General features: G+C 63.6%; 22 protein-coding genes. 16 read left to right on the top strand and 6 right to left on the bottom strand.

All coding sequences use genetic code 11. The annotated features are described in order from the left end of the window. Nucleotides 1-53: 53 nt before the first annotated feature. A complete protein-coding gene (locus tag FCU66_RS08980; RefSeq protein WP_136616734.1) occupies nt 54-692 on the top strand; it encodes a 2-dehydro-3-deoxy-phosphogluconate aldolase in 639 nt (212 codons plus the stop codon). 80 nt (nt 693-772) lie between these two features. On the opposite strand, the gene FCU66_RS08975 is transcribed toward FCU66_RS08980, so the two are convergent. From FCU66_RS08975 to FCU66_RS08965, 3 genes are all read right to left on the bottom strand, one after another. Then, nucleotides 773-964, bottom strand: coding sequence for a hypothetical protein (locus FCU66_RS08975; protein WP_136616733.1), 192 nt, complete (start codon nt 962-964; stop codon nt 773-775). 168 nt (nt 965-1,132) lie between these two features. Then, on the bottom strand, nt 1,133-2,980 hold the full coding sequence (locus FCU66_RS08970; protein ID WP_136616828.1) for a peptidoglycan L,D-endopeptidase MepK: 1,848 nt from the start codon (nt 2,978-2,980) through the stop codon (nt 1,133-1,135). 574 nt (nt 2,981-3,554) lie between these two features. Further along, a complete protein-coding gene (locus FCU66_RS08965) occupies nt 3,555-5,087 on the bottom strand; it encodes a sigma-54-dependent transcriptional regulator (RefSeq protein WP_136616732.1) in 1,533 nt (510 codons plus the stop codon). 175 nt (nt 5,088-5,262) lie between these two features. On the opposite strand from FCU66_RS08965, the gene FCU66_RS08960 reads away from it, so the two are divergent. The 12 genes from FCU66_RS08960 to FCU66_RS08900 all read left to right on the top strand — a co-directional run bounded on the left by FCU66_RS08960 (nt 5,263) and on the right by FCU66_RS08900 (nt 18,558). After that, entirely contained in the window at nt 5,263-7,095 is a 1,833-nt protein-coding gene (locus tag FCU66_RS08960; protein ID WP_136616827.1) for a M3 family oligoendopeptidase, read from the top strand. 367 nt (nt 7,096-7,462) lie between these two features. After that, nucleotides 7,463-8,197, top strand: a complete 735-nt coding sequence (locus FCU66_RS08955; protein ID WP_136616731.1) for a proton-conducting membrane transporter — start codon at nt 7,463-7,465, stop codon at nt 8,195-8,197. A 206-nt stretch (nt 8,198-8,403) separates the two neighbouring features. Then, complete coding sequence (locus FCU66_RS08950; RefSeq protein ID WP_136616730.1) at nt 8,404-9,549, top strand: aminodeoxychorismate synthase component I; 1,146 nt, start codon at nt 8,404-8,406, stop codon at nt 9,547-9,549. Further along, complete coding sequence (locus FCU66_RS08945) at nt 9,498-10,160, top strand: aminotransferase class IV family protein (protein ID WP_136616729.1); 663 nt, start codon at nt 9,498-9,500, stop codon at nt 10,158-10,160. Before FCU66_RS08950 ends, FCU66_RS08945 begins: the two co-directional genes overlap by 52 nt. A gap of 9 nt (nt 10,161-10,169) precedes the next feature. Beyond that, nucleotides 10,170-10,457, top strand: coding sequence for a YciI family protein (locus FCU66_RS08940; RefSeq protein ID WP_136616728.1), 288 nt, complete (start codon nt 10,170-10,172; stop codon nt 10,455-10,457). Continuing rightward, nucleotides 10,454-11,386 (top strand): heme-dependent oxidative N-demethylase family protein, encoded by a 933-nt coding sequence (locus FCU66_RS08935; protein ID WP_136616727.1) that lies wholly within the window; start codon nt 10,454-10,456, stop codon nt 11,384-11,386. Before FCU66_RS08940 ends, FCU66_RS08935 begins: the two co-directional genes overlap by 4 nt. A 130-nt stretch (nt 11,387-11,516) precedes the next feature. Beyond that, entirely contained in the window at nt 11,517-12,962 is a 1,446-nt protein-coding gene (locus FCU66_RS08930) for a homospermidine synthase (protein WP_136616726.1), read from the top strand. A gap of 85 nt (nt 12,963-13,047) precedes the next feature. Beyond that, a complete protein-coding gene (gene omp10 / locus FCU66_RS08925; RefSeq protein WP_126070347.1) occupies nt 13,048-13,428 on the top strand; it encodes an outer membrane lipoprotein Omp10 in 381 nt (126 codons plus the stop codon). A 189-nt stretch (nt 13,429-13,617) separates the two neighbouring features. Then, nucleotides 13,618-15,708 carry a bifunctional metallophosphatase/5'-nucleotidase gene (locus FCU66_RS08920; protein WP_136616725.1) on the top strand — a complete coding sequence of 697 codons (2,091 nt, stop codon included), beginning with the start codon at nt 13,618-13,620 and terminating at the stop codon, nt 15,706-15,708. Nucleotides 15,709-15,844: 136 nt separating this feature from the next. Next, on the top strand, nt 15,845-16,909 hold the full coding sequence (hemH, locus tag FCU66_RS08915) for a ferrochelatase (protein ID WP_136616724.1): 1,065 nt from the start codon (nt 15,845-15,847) through the stop codon (nt 16,907-16,909). Between the two features lie 222 nt (nt 16,910-17,131). After that, nucleotides 17,132-18,082, top strand: a complete 951-nt coding sequence (locus FCU66_RS08905; RefSeq protein WP_136616722.1) for an SPFH domain-containing protein — start codon at nt 17,132-17,134, stop codon at nt 18,080-18,082. A gap of 11 nt (nt 18,083-18,093) precedes the next feature. Further along, nucleotides 18,094-18,558 (top strand): NfeD family protein, encoded by a 465-nt coding sequence (locus FCU66_RS08900; RefSeq protein ID WP_136616721.1) that lies wholly within the window; start codon nt 18,094-18,096, stop codon nt 18,556-18,558. A gap of 4 nt (nt 18,559-18,562) precedes the next feature. On the opposite strand, the gene FCU66_RS08895 is transcribed toward FCU66_RS08900, so the two are convergent. Continuing rightward, nucleotides 18,563-19,564 (bottom strand): KpsF/GutQ family sugar-phosphate isomerase, encoded by a 1,002-nt coding sequence (locus tag FCU66_RS08895; RefSeq protein ID WP_136616720.1) that lies wholly within the window; start codon nt 19,562-19,564, stop codon nt 18,563-18,565. Between the two features lie 249 nt (nt 19,565-19,813). Here FCU66_RS08895 and FCU66_RS08890 point away from each other — a divergent pair, with 249 nt between their 5' ends. Then, the gene (locus tag FCU66_RS08890) at nt 19,814-21,607 is read left to right on the top strand and encodes an outer membrane beta-barrel protein (protein WP_168991766.1); all 1,794 of its coding nucleotides are present in this window, start codon (nt 19,814-19,816) and stop codon (nt 21,605-21,607) included. A 220-nt stretch (nt 21,608-21,827) separates the two neighbouring features. On the opposite strand, the gene galU is transcribed toward FCU66_RS08890, so the two are convergent. Beyond that, on the bottom strand, nt 21,828-22,733 hold the full coding sequence (gene galU, locus FCU66_RS08885; RefSeq protein WP_136616719.1) for a UTP--glucose-1-phosphate uridylyltransferase GalU: 906 nt from the start codon (nt 22,731-22,733) through the stop codon (nt 21,828-21,830). Nucleotides 22,734-22,942: 209 nt separating this feature from the next. Between galU and FCU66_RS08880 the strand changes: the two genes are divergently transcribed. Continuing rightward, nucleotides 22,943-24,163: a lytic murein transglycosylase gene (locus FCU66_RS08880; RefSeq protein ID WP_136616718.1), complete on the top strand. Its 1,221-nt coding sequence runs from the start codon at nt 22,943-22,945 to the stop codon at nt 24,161-24,163. Nucleotides 24,164-24,239: 76 nt separating this feature from the next. Then, nucleotides 24,240-25,454: an SGNH/GDSL hydrolase family protein gene (locus FCU66_RS08875; RefSeq protein WP_136616717.1), complete on the top strand. Its 1,215-nt coding sequence runs from the start codon at nt 24,240-24,242 to the stop codon at nt 25,452-25,454. A gap of 6 nt (nt 25,455-25,460) precedes the next feature. Here FCU66_RS08875 and FCU66_RS08870 read toward each other — a convergent pair whose 3' ends face one another. After that, nucleotides 25,461-26,915, bottom strand: coding sequence for a glutamate synthase subunit beta (locus tag FCU66_RS08870; RefSeq protein WP_136616716.1), 1,455 nt, complete (start codon nt 26,913-26,915; stop codon nt 25,461-25,463). Nucleotides 26,916-26,999: the final 84 nt, after the last annotated feature.

The raw sequence follows: 26,999 nt of genomic DNA, 5'->3' as shown, positions 1-26,999 counted from the left end.
GAAAAACACCCGTCTGCTAATCGGTTGAATTATCCCACGCCACGGAGAGACAGATGCCCAGCAAGACCGAAAAACTCCTGTCGCTCCTCAACGGCCAGCCGGTCATCCCGGTGCTGAAGATCTCTGATGTCGCCAATGCCGTGCCGCTGGCCCGCGCTCTGGCACGCGGCGGCCTGCCGGCTATCGAGATCACGCTGAGGACCGCCGACGCGCTGGAAGCGATCCGGCGGGTGGCTGGTGAGGTCGAGGAAGCCATCGTCGGCGCCGGCACCATTCTCGATATCAGGCAGTTCGAAGAGGCAGCCGCCGCAGGCTCTCGGTTCATCGTCAGCCCCGGCATCACCCGCGAGCTTCTGGCGGCAGCCGCCGACAGCGATGTTCCGCTGCTGCCTGGTGCCATCACGCCTGGCGAGATCATGGCGGCGCGGGAAGCCGGCTTGCGCTTTCTCAAATTCTTCCCGGCCGAGCAGTCGGGCGGCATCGCTTCGCTGAAGGCCTTCGCCTCGCCGCTCGCCGATGTGAAATTCTGCCCGACCGGCGGCATCACCGGCAAGAACGCCGCCGACTATCTCAGCCTGCCCAACGTGGTCTGCGTTGGCGGCTCCTGGGTGGCGCCCGATGATTTGGTCAAGGCCGGCAAGTGGGACGAGATCGAAGCCCTGGCGCGCGCGGCGAGCAAGCTCGCAAAATAAGGCTCTCATGAAAAAACCCGACCGACTTGCGTCGACCGGGTTTTGCCAGATGTTTCTGCCAAAGCTGCTTTGAGCCGGGATCAGTTGCAGACCCTGACTTCCCTGACCACCTTGTGGTGGTGCTTCCAGGTCGTGACCAGCTTGGTCCTGCAGTGCTTCTTCATATGCATATGGTCGTTGGTCTTGACGACAATGGTCGCGGCCTGCGTGGGAACGATGACCGCCGAAGCGGTTGCCAACGCAATGACCGATGCCAATAGAATGTTCTTCATGGATATCCCCGGGTTTGAACGAACACCGGAGAAACCCTTGAAAAGCCGGGCAGTTCCACGATCACGGCAATGTCAGAGCGGCGTGATTGGACCAGCGGCGAGCAGTGCGGCCGCGCAACAAAAAAGCCGCGCAGGTTGCCCGGCGCGGCACTGTCGATTGATTGGTCGTCACTTGGTCTGGAAGCGGGCGACCGACATGAACTTGACGGCGTTGCCGGTGAAGCGGTTGGCATCGGCCACCTGGTTGCTCGGCTGGAAGCCGGCAGTATAGACCTCGCTCGGCGGCGTGTGCACGATGCTGTAGGCGTAGCCGGGCGCCGTCGTCGAGCTTGCAACGGCGGCGACATGCTCGCCGCTGGTCAGCGCCCAGCGGGCGGCCTGCGGCGCGGCAGCAACCACCATGGCCTTGGGACCTGGCTTCAGGTCGCGGGCCGTGGCTCTCGATTCCTTGCGGGTCGTCTTGACGCCGGCACCGATCGCGGCGGCCGGATCGGAGCCGGCCGGACGAGCAACGACAGCCTCGCGCGGCGTTGCGGCGTCAGTGCCCGACGGATCGTTGAAGGCCGAACGCGGCTCGGACTCGGACAAGGAAGCAACCTGGTACGCATCAGCCGCGCCGACCTGGGCATTGGCCTCGTCGAGCACGGCCTTGACCGCATCCGGCCTGGCCATCTCAGGGCGCGCCGTCGGCAGCACCGAGAACGCATCGGTCGCGGTCTTGCCTTGATCAGCCGTCTCGGCCAGCGCCATCAGCACATCCTTGCTGGGCGGCGGAGCCAGAGCGGCTGGCAGCGAATCGTCGGGACGCCATGTCGGCAACGGTACGTTGTTGACCGCGACCTGGGCCGGATCAGCCGAAGCCGATGCATCGGCAGCCGTTGCATCGGCCATGCCGAAAGGAACGTTCGCCGGCGCGTGTGCGGTCGCCACGGCTTGCTCTGTGGTGGCTGTCGCATCGGCCATGGCAAAAGGAACGTTCTCAGGCGGCTGGGCGCCGACATCGGCCTTCGGCCGCGGTGCGAAATCAGGCAGCGGAATGCTGCGTGCCGGCAGCGCCGCGATGATCGTCTCCGGCGTATCCTGTTCCGGCTCCGGAGCCTGCTCCTCGGTCACCTGCGGAATTTCGGCGCGCTGCGCATTCTCCGGCGCCACGATGGCGATGCCCGGAAGGTTGCTGGTTTTGGCTGCCGCAGCCGGCTTCAGGTTTCTGGCCTTGGGTGGGGGTGCAGCCGAAGCGGTCTCGACATCGGCGCTGTCGTCGGCCTCGTCGTCGCCGCCGCCGCCAAAGAAAGCCGACAGGAACCCACCCGATTTTTTGCTGCTGCCACCGGCGCTGGCCAACTCGATGGCCGGCGCGCCTGCCCCCTTGCGCGCCTTGTAGGAGGCGAGCGCCTGCTCAAAGCCGGGCAGCGGCCTGCCGTCGCTCGGCACATGCAGCGTCTTGCCATTGGGGAACAGGCTGACCAGTTCCTGGCGGCTGATGCCGGGCCAATGACGAACATTGCCGACATCCATGTGGACGAACGGCGAACCGGATGACGGATAGTAGCCGACGCCACCGCCCTGCATCTTGAGACCGATGTTGCGCAGCTTCTTCAGCGGCACGCCGGGAATGTAGAAATCCATCGCCTTGCCGAGCATGTGCTGGCTCTTCTCGGCGACGCCCCTGCTGCGGCTGCGCAGCATCGAGTTCGTCGACGGCGAGCGATAGCCGCAGACGACCTGGATGTAGTCCGTGGCGCCTGCTTCCCGGTACGCTTCCCAGACCAGATCCAGCAGACGCGGATCCATCTTGGTCGGCTCGTTGCGGCGCCAGTCGCGCAGAATGATGTTGATCTTCCTGAGACCCTCGGGAACGTAGCGGCCGTTGCGCTTGTAGACGATCTCTGCCTTCTCGTGGGTGTGGAGGTGATAGAGCTTCAGCGAACGCGTTTCGGCGCTGGCTCCGGTCGCAGCCGCGGCAACAAAACCAAAAGCGACAATCAACACCGCCAGCCATTTCGGCCAGACGCTCAGATGATGGTGCCGCCCGTTTGTGTGTCGTTCGATTCTGTTCAAATCAAAAGGCCTTGCAGGCTGCCGTTTGTCCCCGGATTTGTCCAAACGGATGTGTCGTCCTCACATCCGAATATCGATCCTAATGGTTAATCATCGCTTATTGAAGCCGAAATGCGGTAACACCGTGGCGATATCCCGTCAAAAATTGTACACAGGGTTTCTTGGTAAACCGCTGGTTTAGATCAGATTTCCGCCTTCGCTCGAAACACGATCTGTTACCGTTAGCCTTAATGCGTGAACAGAGCTGTCCACAGGCCTGCCACAACCCACCGAAAGCCCGATACAGGGCCCGTTGTGGCATTGCAAGCTGGCGCCGGCCTTGTGGCCGAAGCGATATCCCGAACCGAAGGCAGCGCAGCAGAGGGTGGGAGCGCGGTTTTCGGAAAGATCGTGCGTTCTGAAATGTGTTGAGATTCAGATCAGGCTGAGTCGAGGACGGTGGGTTCCGAGAACCGGAGCGGAGCGTCCATTGGGTACGTGAGCACCGGAAGCTACCGTTCACGACTCGGCCTGACCTGAATCTCAGCACACCTTAGGAAGCGAGCCGGTCGACGCGGCCGGTCTCCGGATCGATGCCGTATTCCTTGAGCTTGCGATAGAGCGTCGAGCGGCCGATGCCGAGTCGGCGGGCGACTTCGCTCATCTGGCCGTTGTAGTGATCGATGGCGAGCTTGATCATTTCGAGTTCGACATCGGCCAGCGCACGCACATTGCCGCGTTCGTCGAGCGCCCGCAACGTGCCGAAGCGAGGCTGCAGCCTGGCCGGCGGATCGGACTCGGTCGCCAGGATGCCCTCGCCGGGTAAGGCTTCTTCATCGCCCTCTAGAGGCAAGGACAACGACGGCGCATCGCCATCCGTGTCGAGATTGACGGTGCCTTCCACCTGCGCCCGGATCTGCGGAAAGTCCTCCGTGGTCAGCACATCGCCTTCGCAAAGCACCGAGGCCCGGAAGACGGCGTTTTCGAGCTGTCGGATGTTTCCCGGCCAGTCATAGGCCTGCAGCACGGCAAGCGCTGCGGCCGAAATGCCTTGCAGGCGATGACGCGGGTCGGCCGGCGCCACCTTGTCCATGAAATGGGTGACCAGATAGGGGATGTCGTCGCGGCGGTCGCGCAGCGGCGGCACGAAGATCGGGTAGACGTTCAGCCGATAGAACAGGTCCTCGCGGAACTTGCCGTCCTTGACCTGCTGCAGGAGGTTGCGGTGCGTCGCCGAAATCAGCCTGATGTCGACCCTGACGGTCGAGCGTCCGCCGACCGGATCGACCTCGCCGTCCTGCACGGCGCGCAACAGCTTGACCTGCACGTCGAGCGGCAAGTCGCCGATCTCGTCGAGAAACAGCGTGCCCGAATGCGCTTCTACGAATTTTCCGGTGTGCTTGTCGGTGGCGCCGGTGAACGAGCCCTTCTCGTGGCCGAACAGGATCGATTCGACCAGATTGTCGGGAATGGCGCCGCAATTGACGGTGACGAAGGGTTTCGAGCGGCGGTCGCCGCTGCCCTGGATGGCGCGCGCCACCAACTCCTTGCCGACGCCGGATTCGCCCTCGATCAGGATCGGGATGTTGGATGCCGCCGCCTTCTGGCCAAGGCGGATCACCCTGTCCATGGCCGGGCTGTGCGTGATCATGTCCTTGAAGGTCAGAAGGCCGCCGCGCCGGCGCGACGTGCGCTTGACCTCGCCCTCGACGGCCTCAACCTTGAGCGCATTGCCGATCGACGCCTGCAGCCTGTCGGGAGACGCCGGCTTGACGACGAAATCGAAGGCGCCGTGGCGCATCGCCGAAACCACAGTCTCGATGCCGCCCTGCGAAGTCTGCACGATGGCCGGGATATTTATGTCGCGCTCGCGCATCGCTTTGAGCACGCCGATACCGTCGAGGCCGGGCATGACCAGATCGAGGATCACCACTGAAACCTCGCGGGCGCTGGGCCCGTCGAGAATATCGAGAGCGGCCGCGCCGCCATCGACGACGACGGCCGTGTAGCCGAACCGCGTCACCGCCGCTTCGAGCAGCCGGCGCTGCACGGGATCGTCATCGACTATGAGTATGGAACCTGTCATGACTGGTGTGACTGCCCGCCCGAGGAATTCTGCCCTGTGGACCATCTTGGCACAGGGTTCTAAATAAGGTTTCAAAAAACCCGGTGAATGAATTCCTTAGGATTTGACCGGCTTCTCGTTTCCCCTTGAACCTCGGCCACGGAAGGTGTCGGCAATGCACATGGTCTCTGGGCACATGGTTTCTGCTCGGCAGCTTGCGGCGCCAGCGTCCGGTCAGGGCGCGGCCGAGCTTGGCAACCTGCCGGAATGGAACCTTGCCGATCTCTATGCCGGCATGGATGCGCCGGAACTGAAGCGCGACATCGCCAAGGCCGCCACTGATGCGATCAGCTTCGAGAGCCGCTGGAAGGGCACGCTGGCCGCCGAGGCAGCGCGCGGCAGCGCCGGCAGGCTGGGCGAGGCGCTTGTCGCCTACGAGGCACTGGAGGAACTGATCGGCCGCATCGTCTCCTATGCGGGACTGGTCTATGCCGGCAACACCGCCGATCCGCAGCGTGCCAAGCTCTATGGCGACATCCAGGAGAAGATGACCGACGCCAGCGCGCACCTTCTGTTCTTCGCGCTCGAACTCAACCTGATCGACGATGCCGCCATCGAAGGCGCGCTCGCCGGTGATCCCGCGTTCGGCCACTACCGGCCGTGGGTGCTCGATCTGCGCAAGGACAAGCCCTACCAGCTCGAGGACCGTGTCGAGCAGCTCTTCCACGAAAAATCGATCACCGGGCGCGGCGCCTGGAACCGCCTGTTCGACGAGACGATGACCGACCTTCGCTTCGACATCGATAGCGAGGAACTGACGCTGGAGCCGGCGCTGAACCGCTTGCAGGACGCCGATGGCGAGGTGCGCCGCCAAGCGTCCGAGGCGCTGGCCACGACCTTCCGCAAAAATTTGCGCACCTTCACGCTGATCACCAACACGCTGGCCAAGGACAAGGAAATATCCGACCGCTGGCGCGGCTTCGAGGACATCGCCGATTCACGCCATCTCGCCAACCGCGTCGAGCGCAGCGTGGTGGATGCCCTGGCCTCCGCCGTGCGCGATGCCTATCCGCGCCTGTCGCACCGCTACTACGCGATGAAGGCACGCTGGCTGGGCATGGAGGTGATGAACCACTGGGACCGCAACGCGCCGTTGCCGGATACGCCCCAGGCGATCATCGGCTGGGACGAGGCCAGGAACACCGTACTGTCGGCCTATCAGCGCTTTTCGCCCGACATGGCGGAGATCGCGCGAACCTTCTTCGACCGCAACTGGATCGACGCGCCGGTGCGGCCTGGCAAGTCACCCGGCGCCTTCGCGCATCCGACCGTACCGTCGGCGCACCCTTATGTCCTGCTCAACTACATGGGCAAGCCGCGCGATGTGATGACGCTGGCGCATGAGCTTGGCCATGGCGTGCATCAGGTGCTGGCCAGCGGCCAGGGTGCGCTGATGGCCTCGACGCCGCTGACGCTGGCCGAGACGGCGTCCGTCTTCGGCGAGATGCTGACCTTCCGCTCGCTGCTCGACCAGACCACCGACAGGCGCGAGCGCAAGGCCATGCTCGCCCAGAAGGTCGAGGACATGATCAACACGGTCGTGCGCCAGATCGCCTTCTATGAATTCGAGCGCAAGGTGCATGCCGAACGCAAGAATGGCGAACTGACCTCCGACAGGCTCGGCCAATTCTGGCTCGAAGTGCAGGCCGAAAGCCTCGGGCCGGCGATCAAACTGCGCGAAGGCTACGAGGTGTTCTGGACCTACATTCCGCACTTCATCCATTCGCCCTTCTACGTCTACGCCTATGCTTTCGGCGACTGCCTGGTGAACTCGCTCTACGCGGTCTACCAGAACGCCGAGCGCGGCTTCCAGGACAAGTATTTCGAGATGCTGCGCGCCGGCGGCACCAAGCATCATTCCGAGCTTCTGGCGCCCTTCGGCCTCGACGCCACCGATCCCGCCTTCTGGCAGATCGGGCTTGGCGTCATCAGCGGCCTGATCGACGAGCTGGAAGCGCTCGACGCTTGAAACGCGCAAGCGTCGCCCGCTCGCAGAACAGTTTAGCCGGAATGCATGTCGGGATGGCTCTATTATTGGCCTAAATATCTGTTCTTGAAGTACTCTCCACCGAAGTTTTCCGATAGCTTTCCACAAGCTCTATGATAGCCTTCGCTCCAAGCTCAGCCGGAGCGCATGCGGATCGGCGAGGAAAAATCTCGGTCGGTCGTGGCGCTCAGGCGAACGCGACAACGGCCGTTGGCCATGGGCAAGCAAAGCCGATCGCTGACAGCTCCACCGAAGCCGGCTGTTCTGCGAACCGCGGAACCACCATCGAGTAGTCCTTCGCCGAAGGTCACGACCCCACGGCAGACGGATCTGACTGGAGAGAGAGACAATGGGCACTTTTTTCTACATGCTCCTGGCGTTCCTGGTAGGCGTGTTGGTGGGCTGGTTCCTCTGGGGACGCCTGCGCGGTGAACTCGACAGCTTGCGCGGCGACCTCGACCGTACGCGCAGCGAGCGCGACAGGTTGCGCGCCGACAGCGACCGGCTGACCGGTGAGCTCGATGCATGCGGCAAGACCCGCGCCGACCTCGAGCGCCGGCTGCGCGAGGCGCAGGCCGCACCTGCTGCCGGGAGCAGCGCGGCAAAGCCAGCAGGCCAGGCGTCTGCAGCCCTGATGTCGACTCCCGCGACGGCCAAATCTGCCGCCGCAAAACCCGCGCCGGCTAAACCGGCCGCTGCGAAGGCGGCCCCTGCCAAGCCGGCGGCGAAACCCGCCGCCGCCAAAGCCTCGGCTCCAGCTAAATCCGCGACGAGCAAGCCTGTAGCAGCCAAGAAAGCTGCACCGGCACCGGCCAAGCCAGCATCCGGCAAGCCCGACAATCTGCGCCGGCTGATCGGCATTGGCCCGGTCAACGAGAAGCTGCTCAAGGCGCAAGGCGTCACCAGTTTCGCCCAGATTGCCGGCTGGACGGCCGCCGATATCAAGCGGATCGAGGACGTGATGAATTTCGACGGCCGCATAGCGCGCGAGCGCTGGATCGAGCAGGCCAAACTGCTCGCCGCCGGCAACGAGAAGGAATTCGCCAAGCAGTTTCCAACGGCGGGAACCGCCAGCAACACCTGATCACCAGGCAAGAGCTGAAGATTGCAAACGGCGGCGCCAATATGGCGCCGCCGTTTGCTTTTGGCCCCTGGGTTTGGCCCGGAGTCGACCTAAAGGTCGGCCCAAAGGTCGGCTTTGAGTGGCAGCGTGCCGTTCCCTCGATTGCGCGCGAGCGGCCCCCCATATAGAGCGGTCAACGGCTTCATTGACTGCAGCATCCGAGTCCCATGTCCCTGCCCGCCGCCATTTTCCGCAACGACGAAAGCGCGCGCCAGCTCGTTTTCGACCAGCCGGCCGATGTCATCGTGGCGCATGAGGCAAAGGATTTCCTGTCGGCACTGGCGGCAGCGCAAGCCGCGCACGACGCCGGCAAATGGCTGGCCGGTTATTTCTCCTATGAGGCGGGTTATCTGCTCGAACCGAAGCTCGTTCCCCTACTGCCTGACGGGCGCCGCGCTCCACTCGTCTGCCTTGGGGTTTTCGATGCGCCGGTCGAAGAGGCGGTGCCGCCCCGCAACACAGCGGCGACCAATGGTCCGATCTTCGATGCCCGTGCGATCTGGTCGCCCGAGGACTACGAGAAGCGGTTCTCGCGACTGCATCAGCACATCAGGCAAGGCGATTGCTACCAGGGCAATTTGACCTTTCCGGTGCATGCGCAATGGACGGGCGACCCGCTGGCTGCCTTCGACGCGCTGACCGAACGCCAGCCGGTGAAATACGGCGCGCTGGTCGCGCTCGGCGAGCCCATCGTGCTGTCGCGCTCGCCCGAACTGTTCTTCGAGATCGACACCGAGGGGATGATCGAGACGCATCCGATGAAGGGCACGGCGCCGCGCGGCGCGACCAAGGCCGAAGACGAGCGGCAGAAGATCTTCCTGCGCAACGACGAGAAGAACCAGGCCGAAAACCGCATGATCGTCGATCTCCTGCGCAACGATATCTCGCTGATCAGTGAGGTCGGCACGCTGGACGTACCGGCGCTGTTCCGCATCGAGACCTATCCGACGGTCCACCAGATGGTGAGCGACGTCAGGGCAAAACTGCTGCCGGGGCTTTCGATCCGCCAGATCTTCGCGGCGCTGTTTCCGTGCGGCTCGATCACCGGCGCGCCAAAAATCCGCGCCATGGAAATCCTGCGCGATCTGGAAGGCACGCCGCGCGACGCCTATTGCGGCGCCATCGGCTGGATCGCGCCCGGCGGCACGATGCGCTTTTCCGTGGCGATCCGCACCATCTCGCTCTTTTCCGGCGGCGAGGCGATCTACAATGTCGGTGGCGGCGTCGTCTTCGATTCGACGGCGCAGGAGGAGTATCAGGAGTGTCTGCTGAAAGCGCGCTTCGCGACGGGAACACCGCCGATTTCCAGCTGATCGAGACCATGCGCTGGGAACCCGGCTCGGGCTTCCTGCGCTTCGATCGCCATCTCGCGCGCCTCTATGGCTCGGCTGCGGAGCTCGGCTTCCGCTATGATCCGGGCAAGGTCGGCGAGGCGCTGAGCAGCGCGGTCGGCGGTTCCGGCATTGCCATGCGCACACGCCTCGTCCTGTCGCACGATGGCGAGGTGACGGCCTCGGCACAGCCCTATGAACCGCTCGCCGCCGACAAGGTCTGGCTGCTGCGGCTGGCACGGACGAGGCTCGATTCGAGCAACACGCTGCTGCGCCACAAGACCAGCCGGCGACAGGTCTACACGCATGCCCGTGCCGAATATCTCATCACCCAGGCCGACGAGGTTCTGCTGGCCAACGAGCGCGGCGAGATCTGTGAAGGCACGATCACCAATGTCTTCGCCGATTTCGGCGACGGCGTGCTGGCGACGCCGCGGCTCGACTGCGGCCTGCTGCCTGGCGTATTGCGCGCCGAGCTTCTGGATGAAGGCCGCGCCCGTGAAGCGATCTACAGCTTGGACGATTTGAAATCCGCCAGGGCGCTGTTCGTCGGCAATTCGCTGCGCGGACTAATCCCGGCCAAACTTGCCTGAGAGAAGACAATGTTCGTCGTTTCACTGAACTACAAAGTGCCGCTGACCGAGATCGACCAGCTCCAGGCGGCCCATGTCGAGTGGCTAAAGGCCTGCTATGCGGAAGGCATCTTTGTCGCCTCCGGGCCGAAGAAACCGCGAACCGGCGGCATCATCATCGCGCAATGCCCGCGCGAGGTGCTCGACGCCAGGCTGGCCGCCGACCCTTTCGCCAAGGCAGGCGCGGCCGACTATGATGTCACCGAATTCCTGGCGAGGATGACCGCCGCCGGCCTCGACCATTTCAAGGAAGCATGAGCTTGGCCGAGGCGCTGCCCACCCACACGCCCTATGACGGCTCGTCGAAACTCTTCAGCATCGGGCTGAAGCCGCTCGATCCGGCGGACTGGATCGAGGTCGACGACCATCTGCTGCCGTATCTCGCCGAGAAGCACCGGCTCTATACCGAAATCCCCGAGCGCGTTTTTGTCGAGGAAAACGGCACGCGGGACGCGCAGCAGGAAGTGCTCGACTTGCTCGGTGCGCATCTGCTGGAGAGGTTCCCCGAAACCTATCGGCGCACCGGATCAGGCATCGAGGTGGCGGGCGCGGCGGGCGGCCTGCCTGCTTCCCTCGCCGATGCTCCGCTGGCTAAGGCCTCACAGCTCATCCAGGAAGACCTGATCCTGATGCGCCGCAGCGACAGCGGCTGGCGGCTGGTCGCCGGCTCGCTCTGCTTTCCCTCGTCCTGGTCGCTTCTGGAAAAGTTCGGCAAGCCGCTGCAGGACATCCACGCGCCTGTGCCGGGTTTCGGCCCGGGCACGCGTCCGGCCGAGCTGATCAACCGGATGTTCGATGGCCTCCAGGGGCAGGCCGTCGAGCGCTACAACTGGTCGATCCAGTCTGATAACGCGCTCTACCATCCGCTCTCCGACCTGCAGCGCATCGACCGCGCCACCAACCGGCCGTCGCGCTTTCCCAATGGCGACATCGACGCCCATGCCTTCATCCGCGTCGAGCGGCAAACCCTGCGGAAACTGCCTGTTGCACGCGATATCCTGTTCACCATCCGCATCCATCTCGACCCTCTCGCCGTGCTCGCCCGGCACCCGGATCGGGCAACGCTGGCTGTGTCTTTCGCAGCCCAGCTCGACGCGCTCGATCTCGCCCAGCTCGACTACAAGGGCCTGACATCGGACCGTGACCGGCTGATGTCGGTCCTTAACCACATGGCCAATGACGGCTGACCGCTGGTTGGCGCTTTTCGCTGGTTTGTGACAATGATCTGTGATGTAGCGCATGGCCGCCGGGCAAAAATCCCCGGTTTGGCGCGTGTTTTTTCCCAGTTTCCTGGGTTTTGAAGGAGTGCTCGATAAAATGGCGACTGAAAACTGGCCCGTTTACGGTGAGATCAGCGGCCCTGTCGTGATGATCGGCTTCGGCTCGATCGGCCGGGGAACGCTGCCGCTGATCGAACGCCATTTCAAGTTCGACACGTCGCGTATGACGGTCATCGACCCGCGCGACACCGACCGCAAGCTGCTCGACGAGCGCGGCATCGCCTTCGTCCAGGAAGCGGTGACCGAGAAGAACTACAAGAAACTCTTGACGCCGCTTCTGACCAATGGCGGCGGCCAGGGCTTTTGCATCAACCTGTCGGTCGATACCGGCTCGGTGGATTTGATGCGGCTCTGCCGCAAGCTCGGCGTGCTCTACATCGACACCGTCGTCGAGCCGTGGCTCGGCTTCTATTTCGACGCCAAGGCCGACAACGCCAGCCGCACCAACTACGCGCTGCGCGAGTCGCTGCTCAAGGAAAAGCACGACAAGCCCGGCGGCGCGACGGCGGTCTCCACCTGCGGCGCCAATCCCGGCATGGTCTCGTGGTTCGTCAAGCAGGCGCTGGTCAACCTCGCCACCGATCTTGGCCTCGAATTTTCAGAGCCCGCGCAGGACGACCGCGAGGGCTGGGCCAAGCTGATGAAGAAGGCCGGCGTCAAGGGCATCCACATCGCCGAGCGTGACACCCAGCGCGTCAAGAAGCCGAAGCCGATGGACGTGTTCTGGAACACCTGGTCGGTCGAGGGCTTTATCTCCGAGGGTCTGCAGCCGGCCGAGCTCGGCTGGGGCACGCATGAGACGTGGATGCCGAAGAACGCCAAGAAGCACAAGCACGGCTCGAAGGCCGCCATCTATCTGGAGCAGCCCGGCGCCAACACGCGCGTGCGCTCATGGTGCCCGACGCCCGGCGCGCAGTACGGCTTCCTGGTGACGCACAACGAGGCGATCTCGATCGCCGATTTCTTCACCGTGCGCTCCAAGAAGGGCAAGGTGCACTACCGCCCGACCTGCCACTATGCCTACCACCCCTGCAATGACGCGATGCTGTCGCTGGACGAGATGTTCGGCGCTGCCGGCAAGCCCCAGTCGGTGCACCACGTGCTCGACGAGAACGAACTGGTCGACGGCGTCGACGAACTCGGCGTGCTGCTCTACGGCCATGACAAGAACGCCTATTGGTACGGCTCGCAGCTGTCGCTCGCCGAGGCGCGCAAGCTGGCGCCCTACCAGAACGCCACCGGCATGCAGGTCACCTCGGCGGTGCTTTCGGGCATGGTCTGGGCGCTGGAGAATCCCGAGGCCGGTATCGTCGAGGCCGACGAGATGGATTACAAGCGCTGCCTGGACGTGCAGTCCCAGTATCTCGGACCGGTCAAGGGCTACTACACCGACTGGACGCCGCTCGATAACCGCCCCGGTCTGTTCCCGGAAGACCTCGACCGGAACGACCCGTGGCAGTTCCGCAACATCCTCGTCCGATAGCGGCCTGCCCGGGGTACTCCATTGCCTTGCAATCGCCCGGAAATCGGGCGATTGAAGGGATGCGGACTGAGGAGAGGATTTTCATATGAACAACATTGCGCGCAAAGTTCTTTCGATGAGCGTAGCGGCGGCAGCCTTGGCCGGGCTTGCTGCTTGTACGACCAGTGGCCCGAATGAGCCGCCGATGGCAGCGGCGCCGAAAGGCGTCGAGGGCTCTTGGATCGACGCCAAGGGCACCGGCCTGTCGACATTCGCCGGCGGCACCTTCACGACCGTCGCCACCGACACCGGCCAGAAGCTTGCCGACGGCAGCTACACGATGACCGGCGCCACGTCGGTGCAGATCAACGGCACGTCGCTGATCCGCCAGACCGCGGTCAGCTTCAACTGCCTGATGGTTTCGACAAGCCAGCTCAACTGCACCAGTTCCAGCGGCCAGAATTTCGTGCTGACACGGCGCGCCTGAACCAGCGAGCATTCGCTTGCCCAAGGACGGCGGCCGGTTGGCCGCCGTCCTTTTTTATGCCGGCAAAGGTTCCCGGATTTCCGCTTGCGTCATCCGGAACGCGATGGGAACATGGCCAAAGCGCCGACTGTTATGTTCCAGTCAAGCAAGAGCGTTAAAGGCCTCTGATCAGCTTTCCGGGAGACGAAGATGAAGAAGCTTGCTGCCATTGCCGCCCTGTCCGCCTCAGCACTCGGCCTGTCGGCCGGCGCATCCTTTGCCGACTACACGCTGAACATCCTGCACATTAACGACTGGCACAGCCGCATCGAGGGCAACAACAAATATGAATCGACCTGCTCGGCCGACGAGGAGACCAAGGGCGAGTGCATCGGCGGCGCGGGCCGGCTGATCACCGCGATCGCCCAGGAGCGCAAGAAGCTCGAAGGCCAGAACGTGCTGCTGCTCAGCGCCGGCGACAATTTCCAGGGATCGCTGTTCTACACGACCTACAAGGGCAAGGTCGAAGGCGAATTTCTCAACGAGATGAAGTTCGACGCCATGGCGCTCGGCAACCATGAATTCGACGACGGCGAAGTGGCCTTGGCGCCGTTCCTCGACATGATCAAGTTCCCGGTGCTGGGCGCCAATGTGAAGGCCAACGCGCAATCCAAGCTGGGCGACCGCGTCAAGCCGTCGATCGTCGTCGAGGTCGGCGGCCAGAAGATCGGCATCATCGGCGCGATCACCAACGACACGCCGGAACTCGCCTCCCCCGGCCCCAACGTCGCCATAGAGGACGACGTCAAGTCGATCACTGCCGAGGTCGAGAAGCTGAAGGGCGAGGGCGTCAACAAGATCATCGCCGTGACCCATATCGGCTACAAGCGCGAGCGCGACGTCATTGCCAAGATCCCGGGCATCGACGTCGTCGTCGGCGGCCACAGCCATTCGCTGCTGTCGAACACCGACCCTAAGGCGGAAGGCCCCTACCCGACGATGGTCGACAACCCGGACGGGTACAAGGTGCCGGTCGTGCAGGCGGCGTCCTATTCCAAATATCTCGGCGAGTTCAAGGTGGTGTTCGACGACAATGGCGTCGTCAAATCGGCCAGCGGCGACCCGATCTATCTCGACAAGTCGATCACGCCCGACCCGGCCGTGCTCGCCCGCATCAAGGAGCTTGGCGCCCCGATCGAGGCGCTGAAGAACAAGGAAGTGGCGGAAACCTCCGACGTGATCGACGGCAGTCGCGAGAGCTGCCGCACCCGCGAATGCGCGATGGGCAACCTCGTCTCCGACGCCATCCTCGACCGCGTCAAGGGACAGGGCGTCGAGATCGTCATCTCCAATGGCGGCGGCCTGCGCGCCTCGATCGACAAGGGCACCGTGACCATGGGCGAGGTGCTGACCGTGCTGCCGTTCCAGAACACGCTGGCAACCTTCCAGATTTCCGGCAAGGACCTGGTGGCCGGCCTCGAGAACGGCCTCAGCCAGATCGAGGACGGCGCCGGGCGCTTCCCGCAGGTCGCCGGCCTGAAATATTCCTTCGACAAATCCGTCGCGCCCAATGCCGGCCGCGTCAAGTCGGTGGAGGTCATGGAAGGAGGCGCCTGGACGCCGCTCAACCCGGACAAGGACTATCTGGTCGCCACCAACAATTATGTCCGCCAGGGCGGCGACGGCTACAAGGTCTTCGCCGACAAGGCCAAGAATGCCTACGACTACGGTCCGGGTCTCGAACAGGTGGTTGCCGACTATCTCGGCGCCCATCGGCCCTATACGCCGAAGCTCGACGGCCGCATCACCGAAATCGCGGCGGTCGCGGCGGCGCCTGCGGCGCCGGCAACCGATCCGGCCAAGCCGGCCGAGCCGGCAAAGCCGGCCGAGGCAGCTCCCGCACCGGCAACTCCGGCACCGGCTGAAGCCGCCAAGCCTGCCGATGCGGCGCCGGCAATGCCTGAACTGCCGGCCAACTCGGGCGATATCGCCAACACGCCGCCGGCCGTACCAGCCGAAACCGCACCGGCGACGCCGGCACCCGCCGAACCGGCCAAACCAGCCGAGACGGCACCTGCGCCAGCGACCCCGGCGCCCGCTCCCGCCGCCGAGCCGGCAAAGCCCGCCGAGGCCGCACCGGCCGAAGCCAGCCATGTCATCGTTGCCGGCGATACCTATTGGGATTTGGCCAAGAAGGCCTATGGCGACGCGACGAAGTGGAAACTGATCTATGAGGCCAACAAGGGCCAACGGCCCCACCAGCTTAAGCTGGGCGCCACGCTGACCATTCCTGCGAAGTAAAGTCGCTTCACCTTTTCAAGAATGACACCCGCCCGGGAAACCGGGCGGGTGTCCGGTTTTCGAGCTAAGGTGCGGCCAGACGCTGCATTGAAAGCGCGCGCAAGATGGTTAGGTTCGCGTCTCCCGGAGAACCCTTATGACGCTTTCCACCCCTGTCGATCCCAAGGCCGCGAAGGCGCTCGGCCCGTTGCCGGCGGGACATCCGCCGGTCAAGGCAAGCAAGATCGGCGTCATGCTGGTCAATCTCGGCACGCCGGATGGCACCGACTTCAAGCCGATGTGGCGCTATCTCCGCGAATTCCTCTCCGACCCACGCGTCATCGAGCTCAACAAGGCGATCTGGTATCCGATCCTCTATGGGCTGGTGCTCACCACGCGGCCGAAGAAGTCGGGCGCCAACTACGCCAGGATCTGGAACCGAGAGAAGAACGAGTCGCCTTTGCGCACCTACACCCGCGCACAAGGCGAAAAGCTGGCCGAAGCAGTGCGCGACCTGCCCGATGTCGTCGTCGACTGGGCGATGCGCTATGGCAATCCTTCGACCGAGAGCGTGGCCAAGAAACTGGTCGAACAGGGTTGCGACCGCATTCTTTCGTTCCCGCTCTATCCGCAATATTCGGCGACGACCACGGCAACCGCCAACGATCAGCTGTTTCGCGCCTTGATGAAAATGCGCCGCGCACCGGCCATCCGCAGCGTGCCGCCTTACTATGACGAACCGATCTACATCGAAGCGCTGGCGCGCTCGATCGAACAACATCTGGCGACACTGGATTTCGAGCCGGAGGTGGTCATCACCTCCTATCACGGCATTCCAAAGCCCTATTTCGAGAAGGGCGATCCCTATCATTGCCATTGCCAGAAGACGACGCGATTGTTGCGTGAACGGCTCGGCTGGGATGACAAGAAACTGATCATCACCTTCCAGTCACGCTTCGGCGCGCAGGAATGGCTGCAGCCCTACACCGACAAGACGGTCGAGAAGCTCGCGCAGGACGGCGTGAAGTCGATCGCCATCGTCAATCCCGGTTTTTCCGTCGACTGCATCGAGACGCTGGACGAGATCGGCCGCGAGGCGGCCGAAACCTTCCATCATGCCGGCGGCAAGAACTTCGCCCATATCCCTTGCCTCAACGACAGCGCCGAGGGCATGGCGGTGATCGAGGCGATGGTACGGCGCGAACTGTCCGGCTGGGTCTGAACCGGAACAACACCTTCTCGCAGATCGCTTCCGAGATTGTCTCGGCCTCGATCGACGGGCTGGACGACACGGATGCAAGGCTGCTTGCCTTCAACCGCTGGGTGCAAACCCACAAACAATCCATCATCACCTGATTGTAACGCATCTGAAACACACTTAAGTCTTTGGTGAAGTCGGCCGCGCGAGAATGGCTTGTGCGGCCTTCGTCTGAGGGAGAGCCAAATGGATTTCAGTGGTTTCGATATTGCGGTTGGTGCACTTGCCCTTCTGGTATTGGTGCTTCTGATCAAAGGCATCAGAACTATCCCGCAAGGCTACAATTATACGGTGGAGCGCTTTGGCCGTTACACCAAGACACTGAGCCCAGGCCTCAATTTCATTTTCCCGTTCGTCGACCGCATCGGCGCCAAGATGAACATGATGGAGCAGGTGCTCGACGTTCCGAGCCAGGAAATCATCACCCGCGACAACGCTATCGTCGGTGTCGACGGCATCGCCTTTTTCCAGATCCTCAACGCGGCGCAGGCCGCCTACCAGGTTTCCGGCCTGCAGAACGCCATCCTCAACCTAACGATGACCAACATCCGTACCGTCATGGGTTCGATGGACCTCGATGAACTGTTGTCGAACCGCGACGCCATCAACGAGCGCCTGCTGCGCGTCGTCGATGAAGCGGCGCATCCGTGGGGCATCAAGATCACCCGCGTCGAGATCAAGGACATCAACCCGCCGGCCAACCTTATCGAATCGATGGGCCGGCAGATGACCGCGGAACGCAACAAGCGCGCGCAAATCCTTGCCGCCGAAGGCCTCAAGCAGTCGCAGATCCTCGAGGCCGAGGGCCGCAAGGAAGCCGCCTTCCGCGACGCCGAAGCGCGCGAGCGCTCGGCCGAGGCGGAAGCCCGCGCCACCCAGGTGGTGTCGGAAGCAATCTCCAAGGGCGACGTGCAGGCGCTGAACTACTTCGTGGCGCTGAAATACACCGAAGCACTCGGCAGGATCGGCACGGCCACCAACAGCAAGATCGTGCTGATGCCCTTCGAGGCGTCGTCTCTGATCGGCTCGCTCGGCGGCATTGGCGAGATCGCCAAGGAAGTCTTCCGCAGCGAAGGCACCACCGGCGCGCAAAGGCAGACCGCGCGTCCGCCAGTCGTTCGCCCGACCGACAACTGAGATCATAGGCCATGATCGACCGCATCATTTCCGAACTCGGCCCATGGAACTGGATGGTTCTGGGCTTTGTCCTGCTGGTGATGGAAATCATCGCGCCCGGTATCTTCATGCTGTGGATCGGCATCGCCGCCCTGATTATCGGCGCGGTGTCGCTGCTGATCTGGGACGCCGGCTTCTGGACCTGGCAGGTCCAGGTCCTCGCCTTCCTGGCGCTGTCGCTGGTCTCGGCCTATGTCGGCAAGAAGCTGGTCGGCAGTCGCACTGACCCGACCGACCAGCCGCTGCTCAACCGGCGCGGCGCGCAGATGGTCGGCAGGATGGCGACACTTGCCGAACCAATCCGGGATGGCCGTGGCCGCATCAAGCTGGGTGACACGCTGTGGCGTGTCTCTGGCCCGGACCTTCCGGCCGGCACGCAAGTGCGCGTGACGGGTGCTGCCGACACGGATCTGGAACTGACTGTGGAGGCGGTCTGAACTTTCAGGCGGCGCCGATGCGCAAGAGATCATGCAGGTGGATGAGGCCGACCGGCCTCTTGCCTTCCACCACCATCAAGCTGGTGATGGCCGAATTGTTGATCGTCTGCAGCGCCGTTGCCACCAGCGTGTCCGGCGTCGCCGTCTTTGGTCCTCTTGTCATCACCTGATCCACCGTCATTGCCAGCAGATTGCCGCCGATGTGACGGCGGATATCACCATCGGTGATGATGCCGACCAGCGCGCCGTCGGCGTCGGTGATCGCCACGCAGCCAAATCCCTTGCGCGACAGTTCCAGGATCGCGTCCTGCATGCCGGTGCCCGCAACCACCAGCGGCAGCCTGTCGCCGACATGCATGATCTCGCGGATCTGCGTCAGGTTGGCGCCGAGCTGGCCGCCGGGATGGAAGGTGCGAAAATGATCCGGCGTGAAGCCGCGTGCTTCGAGCAGCGCGATCGCCAATGCGTCGCCCATCACCAGTTGCAGCAATGTCGATGTCGTCGGCGCCAGGCCGTGCGGGCAGGCCTCCGGCGTGCGCGGCAGCAACAGCACGACGTCGGCGGCCCGCGCAAGCGCCGATGTCTCTCCGGCGGTTATGGCGATCAACGGGATGGAAAAGCGCCTGGAATAGGCGACGATGCCCATCAACTCCTTGCTCTCGCCCGACCACGACATGGCGATGATGGCGTCGTCCCTGGCGATCATGCCGAGATCGCCGTGATTGGCTTCCGCGGGATGAACAAAGAAGGCCGGCGTGCCGGTCGAGGCCAGCGTCGCCGCGATCTTCGAACCGATATGGCCGCTTTTGCCGACACCGGTGACGATGAGCCGGCCTTCAATCCCGGAGATCATCTCGACGGCCTGGGCGAAAGGCGCAGCCAATCCGTTCTCGAGGGCCTCGGCAAGGGCCGCAACCCCCGCCTGTTCGGTTGCCACCGTCCTCAGCGCCGAAGCGATCGAGGCTTGCCTGTCGAAAGGCTTCTTATCCAGGGATCCCGCATGCATGGTTGATGCGATTAGCGCTTTGCCGGCGCGCTGTCCAACGGAAATGGCCCCATGCATGTCGCCGGACGTGTGCGGTGGTCTGAGACAACGGCAGGCGTGAAAACAAAAAGCTTAACGCGCGCGGTTTGAATCCCTTTGGAAATCAGCGCTTCAGGCGGCTGACTGGCCGCCGCCTCAACCCTCCGTTAACCATCCCCATTTACGGTTCGGTAAGTATGGCGCGCGTGCGCCGCGCAAGCAGTGGTGGCGATGTCCGGGGTCCAGCCAGAAAAATCGAGTGGACGAAAGGGCAAGGCGGTCTGCGCCTTGCTGCTGGCGACCAGCATGTTTGCCTTGCTGCGCCCAACGGCGCTCCATGCGCAGGAAACGGAACTGCGCGGCGAAGTTTCGGAATCGGCGATCCTGTCCGACCAGCAGCGCAAGGCGAGACAACTCGCTTTGGCAGCGCAAGGTCGGGCGCCAACCAATGCGGCGCAAGACAATGCGCCGGCCCGCACCTATCTGCCGGCCAGCGCCGGCGCCGTGCCTGACGACACGGAGACCGGCGACGCAACCGCCACCGGCAGCGTTTTTGACCCGCCGGAAGCCGCCGACGACACCTCCGCCGACACTCCGGCACCGCCCAAGCCCCGCCGCCGTTCGTCGACCGCCGCGCAGAATGCGGCTGACCAGGCCAAGGAAAAGGCTACGGACAAGTCGAAAAAGAAGAAGAAGAAGTCGACAGCAGCAGACACCGACACCACCGCTTCCACGACGGCCTCCACGACAGATGCCACCGATGGTGCAGACACCGATGAGGAGACGGCCAACCGCCGCGCCCTCACCATCGACAGCGCCGACAAGCAAAAGCTCGACCCGGGCGCAGAGCGCACGGACGCCATCGAAGGCCAGAAAAAGAAGCCGGAGGACGACCCGTTTGCCGCCACCGGCGTCAAATGGGGTTCCTTCGTCATCCGGCCGACCATCGAACAGGGCCTGACCGCCACCTCGAACGGCGATTCGAGCAATGCCGGCAAGTCGGCGCTGCTTTCCGAGACCGCGCTGCGCTTCTCCGCCGCCTCCGACTGGCGCGAGAACTCCGCCACGATCGACGGCTATGGCCTGTTCCGCGAGACCGTCTCGGGTTACCCGGTTCACAACGAGCAAGGTCGCATCGAAGGCCAGCTCAATGTCGACCTCGACAATGAACTGCGCGCCATCGCCAAGCTCGGCTACGAGGCCGTACCGGAATCGGCGTCGGCGCCGGACGCCATCGCGGGCGTCAGCAAGCAGCCGCTGCGGCAGACCGTCGATGGCAGCCTCGCCGTCGAAAAAGACGTCGGCAAGATGCAGTACACGTTGACCGGCGCGATCTCGCACGACTTCTATGGCGACGCCAAGCTTTCCAACGGCACCTCGCTGTCGCAGAAGGATCGGGACTCGACGCTCTACACCGCGACCTTGCGCACCGGCTACGAGATCTCCCCCGCCATCACCCCCTTCACCGAAATCGAGGTCGGCCGCCGGGCCTATGACCAACGCATCGACAATGAAGGCTTCGAGCGCTCGTCGACGCGGCTTGGCGCCCGCGCCGGCGTTGCGCTCGACATGGGTGAGAAGCTGTCAGGCGAATTCTCGGCCGGCTGGCTCAGGGAAGCGATCGACGACAAAAACCTGGACGCGATTTCGGGTGCGACCGTCAATGCCGACCTCAAATGGTCACCGGAGCGCGGCACCATGATCGGCCTGACCGGCAAGACCACAGTAGAGCCCACGACCACATCAGGCGAAAGCGGCGACATCCTCTATTCCGGCCGCCTGACTGGCGAGCGCCAGATTCGCGCCAACCTCACCGGCAATGCGGCGCTGGGCCTCGACTGGCGTGATTATATCGGCATCGACGGCCACGACATGACCTTGAGCGCCGAGGCCGGCCTGACCTGGTGGCTGAACCGCTATGCCGGCCTCACCACAAGGGTGAGGACCGAGAAGCTGACCAGCAATTTGCCGGGCCGCGACTACACCGCCAACAGCATCTTCATCGGCGTGAAGGTGCAGCGCTGAAGCCGTCTGAGATTCGTCATCCTGGGGCGTAGCAAGGAGCGAAGCGACGCGGCGCAGACCCCAGGATCCATGCCGCGACTTATAGGCGCCTCTGCGGTGGTCGGCCTGGGGACATCGCTCTGGACCGCTGCACTCTGGGTCCATGTAACGGAATGGATCCTCGGGTCTCCGCGACGTCGCTACGCTCCTGCTTCGCCCGAGGATGACGAAAGTGTGGGGCCTAAAACGCTGCGCCGCGGCGGTCCGATGGCTTCATCTCATCGAGAAGCGTGCGGATGACTCCGGCCATGTTCTCGTTCATGTCGCTGCGCCACAGCGCGAAGGCGACATTGGCCTCGACAAAGCCTTCCGGCGATCCGCAATCGAACGTGCGGCCCTGATAGTGGTAGCCATAAAAGGGCTGCTGCTTTTCCAGCTTCAGCATCGCGTCGGTGAGCTGGATCTCGTTGCCGGCGCCCTTTTCCTGGCCTTCGAGGATCTTGAAGATGTCCGGCTGCAGGATGTAGCGGCCGTTGATGTAGAGATTGGACGGCGCGGTGCCGGTCTTCGGCTTTTCCACCATCTCGGTGATGCGGAAGCCATGATGCGTGTCCTCGCCACGGCCGACGATGCCGTATTTATGGGCGTCGGCGGGATCGCATTCCTGCACGGCGATGATGTTGTTGCCGGTTTCCTCGTAGAGCTCGACCATTGCCTTCATGCAGCTCTTCTCCGACTGCATGATCATGTCGGGCAACAAAAGCGCGAAGGGCTCGTCGCCGACGAGCTCGCGGGCGCACCAGACGGCATGGCCAAGCCCCATCGGCACCTGCTGGCGTGTGAAGCTGGTCTGCCCTGGCGCCGGCTGCAGCCGTTGCAGGCGGGCGAGCTGGTCGTCCTTGCCGCGCTGGGCCAGCGTGTCGTAGAGCTCGAACTGGATGTCGAAATGGTCCTCGATGACGGCCTTGTTGCGGCCGGTGACGAAGATGAAATGCTCGATGCCGGCCTCGCGCGCTTCATCCACCACATACTGGATGACTGGCCGATCGACGACGGTCAGCATTTCCTTGGGGACGGCCTTGGTGGCCGGGAGAAACCGTGTGCCGAGACCAGCGACGGGGAAGACTGCCTTGCGAACTCTCTTCATGCTTTCAATTATCCGTTTGATGGCCAGCTCCGCAATCCCCGTTTCAAGACATTTTCACGCCGGAATTGAGGACTACTGGGCGACTGAGGGGAACGTTCACCGGTAAAGCTTCGAGGCGTCTTTTCGTTCCCAGCGGCACCTATGGTAAACTAATTCCTAACCTGGTTCGGCGATGAATGGTCTTTCCTGAGACAGAGAAGGAGGAAAAGATGTCCGTTCGCAATGCCGCAAAGCGTTTTACCAGCGTCATGGCGGCAGCCAGCCTCTCGCTCGCTCTGCTGATGCCTGGCCCCGCTTTCGCCGATGCCGGTTTCCGGCAATGGGTCGCCGGCTTCCGCGCCACCGCCGTGCAGAGCGGCGTTTCCGGTGCCCTCTATGACCAGGCCTTCAGGGACATCAGGGATATTGACCCGGTGGTGCTGGAAAAGGCGCGCACGCAACCTGAATTCACGGCCCCTGCCTGGGACTATTTCGACAACCGCGTCCATGATCAGTCGGTCTCCGTCGGCCAGCAGATGGCCAAGAAATGGAAGCCGTGGCTGGACCGGATCGAGGCCAGGTTCGGCGTCGACCGCTACATCCTGCTGGCCATCTGGTCGATGGAATCGAACTATGGCGAGATCCTCAAGCGCGACGACATCATGCGCAATGTCGTGCGCTCGCTGGCGACCTTGGCCTATGCCGATCCGAAGCGGGCGAAATTCGCCCGCACCCAGCTGATCGCCGCGCTGAAGATCCTGCAGACCGGCGACATCGACGAAAGCCATCTGAGCGGATCCTGGGCCGGCGCCATGGGCCACACCCAGTTCATCCCGACCAGCTATCTGCACTATGCCGTCGACATGGACGGCAACGGCAAGCGCGACATCTGGAATTCGATCCCCGATGCGCTGGCGACCTCCGCCAACCTGTTGAAGAAGAATGGCTGGCAGGCCGGCAAGACCTGGGGCTATGAGGTCGCCTTGCCTGCCGGCAAACTTCCCGGCGGCTCCAAGACGCTGTCGCAATGGCAGGCGCTTGGCGTCGTCAGGGCCAACGGCAAGCCGTTCAAGAACGGCTCCGACAAGGCGACGCTGAAGGTGCCGGACGGCCGCAGCGGGCCGGCCTTCCTGATGATCAAGAATTTCACGGTCATCAAAGCCTACAACAATGCCGACAAATATGCGCTTGCCGTTGGTCTTCTTGCCGACGAAATCGCAGGCTCCAGCGGTCTCGTGCAGGACTGGAAGCGGCCTTTCACCAAGCTCACTTTCGAGGAAAGGCAGGAGCTGCAGAAGCGGCTTTCCCAGCACGGCCTTTATGACGGCAAGTTCGACGGCAAGATCGGCGACGGCTCGAAGACTGCCATCATGGCCTTCCAGGCCAAGGCCGGCTTGACCCAGGATGGCTATCCGAGCATGGAAGTGCTGAAGTGGCTCCGGCAGAAATAGAGCCACCTGCGGTGCCGCGCGGCCTTCCGGGCGCGCAAAGGACGCTGTAGCAATCTGCCAGGGATGGAGGAAACGATTGGCTTCGGCTGCGCGCATCGCAGGGCTTGTTCGTCGCATGCCGGTGCTCATTCTGGCCGTCGTCGTGCTCGCCGTCGGCGTGGCTGGCGCCTTTCATGCGCCGGCCATGGCGCAGGAGCAGCAAAATCGCGGCTGGTCGTTGCGCGACCTTCTGTTCCCGCGTCGCAGCGAGCGGATCGAGCCGCCGCTGGACATCCAGAAGGCAAGACCCAGGCCCAAGGCGAAAAAACCACGCGCGCCCCGCCCGCCTGCGGAACCGGAAACCCCTGTGGTCGACAAGGCGCCGGACGCCCGCACCGTCCTGGTGGTCGGAGACTTCATGGCGACCGGCCTCGCCGAAGGCCTCGACACCGCGTTCGCCGAGAATGCCGGCGTCAGGATCGTCGTTCGCAGCAATGGCTCGTCCGGCTTCGTGCGCGATGATTTCTACAACTGGCCCGAACAGATCAAGGCACTGATCGAGACAGAAAAACCCGCCGCCGTGATCGTCATGCTGGGCTCCAACGACCGCCAGCAGATGAAGGTGGGTGAGGTGCGCGAACAGCCCCGTTCCGAAAACTGGACCAAGGAATATGAGCGTCGCACCGACGCGCTCGGCAAAGCCATGGCCGCAGCCAAGGTGCCCTTCCTGTGGGTCGGCATGCCGGCCTTCCGGCTGCCGAAGATGACCTCCGACATGCTGGCCTTCAACGACATCTACCACCAGGCCGCCGAAAGCAACGGCGGTGAATTCGTCGACGTTTGGGACGGATTCGTCGACGAGAACGGCGCCTTCGTCACCAGCGGCCCCGACATCAACGGTCAGCCGGTGCGACTGCGCGCCGATGACGGTATCAACGTGTCGAAGGCGGGCAAGCGCAAGCTCGCCTTCTATACCGAAAAACCGTTGCTGAAGATCCTCGGCCTGACCGCGCCGGGAAGCGTGGTCACGGCTTCCGCGCCGGCGGGCGCTCCTGTCGAGGCGCCGGCGCCGGCCGCGGCCCCCATCGTCATCGACCGCACCGCGCCGATGCTGCTCAGCGATCCGGCACTCGACGGCGGCTCTGAACTGCTCGGCGCGGCCCCGCCGGCAAAGGCCAATCCGGACCTGCCCGGCGAGAGGCTGGTTGTGGAGGGCAAGGCACCCGTGGCTTCGCCCGGCCGCGCCGACGATTTCTCCTGGCCGCCGAAGGCCGCAGCCGCGACCGACACCACGACCGCGATCAATCGCTAAAAACGCTCAGCGGGGCAGAACGCTCGACCCCATCAATGCCTCGTCGATAGAGCGCGCCGCCTGGCGGCCCTCGCGGATCGCCCAGACGACCAGCGACTGGCCTCGACGCACGTCGCCGGCCGCATAGAGCCTGTCGACGCTGGTCCTATAATCGCGGTCATTGGCCTCGACATTCCTGGAGCGGCGGCTGTCGGTGGCGATCTTCATCTCACCCTCCAGCTCCTTCGCCACTCCGGCAGTGGCCGGCCCGGCAAAGCCGATGGCGATGAAGGCAAGATCGGCGCGGATGACGAATTCGCTGCCGGCGATCGGCTTGCGCTTCTCGTCGACCTCGCAGCACTTGACGCCGGTCAGCTGGCCCTCCTCGCCGATGAATTCGAGTGTCGCCACCTGGAATTCGCGCTCCGCCCCTTCGGCCTGCGACGACGAGGTGCGCATCTTGGTCGCCCAGTAGGGCCAGACCGAAAGCTTGTCTTCCTTCTCCGGCGGCTGCGGGCGGATGTCGAGCTGGGTGACGCGCACCGCGCCCTGGCGGAAGGCGGTGCCGACACAGTCGGACGCGGTATCGCCGCCGCCGACGACGACGACATGTTGGCCGCCGGCGATGATCGGATGCGACGGCCACGCCACGGACTGGATCGGTTCGCCGCCGACACGCCGGTTCTGCTGCACCAGATAGGGCATCGCGTCATGGACGCCGCCGAGATCGTCGCCGGGAATGCCGGCCGCGCGCGGCGTTTCCGACCCGCCACAATAAAGCACGGCATCATGTTCGGCGAGCAGCTCGGCAACAGGCTTGTCGACACCGACATTGACGCTGCAATGGAAGCTCACGCCCTCGCCCTGCATCTGCTCGATGCGCCGGTCGATATAGTGCTTCTCGATCTTGAAGTCGGGAATGCCGTAGCGCATCAGCCCGCCGGGCCGGCTTTCGCGCTCATAGACATGGACGTCGTGGCCAGCGCGGCCAAGCTGCTGGGCAGCCGCCATGCCGGCAGGGCCGGAGCCGATGACGGCGACCCGCTTGCCGGTCTTCTTCTCCGGCGGATAAGGCCTGATGTGGCCGGTCTCGTAGGCCTTGTCGGCGATCGCCTGCTCGACCGTCTTGATGGCGACGGGGATATCCTCGAGGTTCAGCGTGCAGGCTTCCTCGCAGGGCGCGGGGCAGATGCGGCCGGTGAACTCCGGGAAGTTGTTGGTCGAATGCAGGTTGCGGATCGCATTGTCCCAGTCGCCATTGTAGACGAGGTCGTTCCAGTCGGGGATCTGGTTGTGGATCGGACAGCCCGTCGGCCCATGGCAGAACGGAATGCCGCAATCCATGCAGCGCGCGGCCTGTTTCTCGACCTCCTTGTCCGACATCGGCAGCGTGAATTCACGGAAATGCCGGATGCGATCGGAGGCCGGCTGGTACTTGTGCACCTGCCGGTCGATTTCGAGAAAGCCTGTTACCTTGCCCATAGTCCAGTTCCTGCTGTCCAGATGGTGCGGTTTTCGCCGCACCCGTTAACCCCTTGAGGCAGCCATGGCAACCTTGCGCCCGAG

The sequence above is a fragment of the Mesorhizobium norvegicum genome, assembly GCF_004919685.1.
Classification (GTDB): Bacteria; Pseudomonadota; Alphaproteobacteria; order Rhizobiales; family Rhizobiaceae; genus Mesorhizobium; species Mesorhizobium norvegicum.
Note: the sequence above shows the minus strand (reverse complement) of the source record. Positions and strands in the feature narration are given on the sequence as shown.

Excerpts from the sequence above, each read along its gene's own strand:
- FCU66_RS08980 (WP_136616734.1), top strand. The coding sequence starts at position 54 with ATGCCCAGCAAGACCGAAAAACTCCTGTCGCTCCTCAACGGCCAGCCG.
- FCU66_RS08975 (WP_136616733.1), bottom strand. The coding sequence starts at position 964 with ATGAAGAACATTCTATTGGCATCGGTCATTGCGTTGGCAACCGCTTCG.
- FCU66_RS08965 (WP_136616732.1), bottom strand. The coding sequence starts at position 5,087 with ATGACAGGTTCCATACTCATAGTCGATGACGATCCCGTGCAGCGCCGG.
- FCU66_RS08960 (WP_136616827.1), top strand. The coding sequence starts at position 5,263 with ATGGTTTCTGCTCGGCAGCTTGCGGCGCCAGCGTCCGGTCAGGGCGCG.
- FCU66_RS08955 (WP_136616731.1), top strand. The coding sequence starts at position 7,463 with ATGGGCACTTTTTTCTACATGCTCCTGGCGTTCCTGGTAGGCGTGTTG.
- FCU66_RS08950 (WP_136616730.1), top strand. The coding sequence starts at position 8,404 with ATGTCCCTGCCCGCCGCCATTTTCCGCAACGACGAAAGCGCGCGCCAG.
- FCU66_RS08940 (WP_136616728.1), top strand. The coding sequence starts at position 10,170 with ATGTTCGTCGTTTCACTGAACTACAAAGTGCCGCTGACCGAGATCGAC.
- FCU66_RS08935 (WP_136616727.1), top strand. The coding sequence starts at position 10,454 with ATGAGCTTGGCCGAGGCGCTGCCCACCCACACGCCCTATGACGGCTCG.
- FCU66_RS08930 (WP_136616726.1), top strand. The coding sequence starts at position 11,517 with ATGGCGACTGAAAACTGGCCCGTTTACGGTGAGATCAGCGGCCCTGTC.
- omp10 (WP_126070347.1), top strand. The coding sequence starts at position 13,048 with ATGAACAACATTGCGCGCAAAGTTCTTTCGATGAGCGTAGCGGCGGCA.
- FCU66_RS08920 (WP_136616725.1), top strand. The coding sequence starts at position 13,618 with ATGAAGAAGCTTGCTGCCATTGCCGCCCTGTCCGCCTCAGCACTCGGC.
- hemH (WP_136616724.1), top strand. The coding sequence starts at position 15,845 with ATGACGCTTTCCACCCCTGTCGATCCCAAGGCCGCGAAGGCGCTCGGC.
- FCU66_RS08905 (WP_136616722.1), top strand. The coding sequence starts at position 17,132 with ATGGATTTCAGTGGTTTCGATATTGCGGTTGGTGCACTTGCCCTTCTG.
- FCU66_RS08900 (WP_136616721.1), top strand. The coding sequence starts at position 18,094 with ATGATCGACCGCATCATTTCCGAACTCGGCCCATGGAACTGGATGGTT.
- FCU66_RS08895 (WP_136616720.1), bottom strand. The coding sequence starts at position 19,564 with ATGCATGCGGGATCCCTGGATAAGAAGCCTTTCGACAGGCAAGCCTCG.
- FCU66_RS08890 (WP_168991766.1), top strand. The coding sequence starts at position 19,814 with ATGTCCGGGGTCCAGCCAGAAAAATCGAGTGGACGAAAGGGCAAGGCG.
- galU (WP_136616719.1), bottom strand. The coding sequence starts at position 22,733 with ATGAAGAGAGTTCGCAAGGCAGTCTTCCCCGTCGCTGGTCTCGGCACA.
- FCU66_RS08880 (WP_136616718.1), top strand. The coding sequence starts at position 22,943 with ATGTCCGTTCGCAATGCCGCAAAGCGTTTTACCAGCGTCATGGCGGCA.
- FCU66_RS08870 (WP_136616716.1), bottom strand. The coding sequence starts at position 26,915 with ATGGGCAAGGTAACAGGCTTTCTCGAAATCGACCGGCAGGTGCACAAG.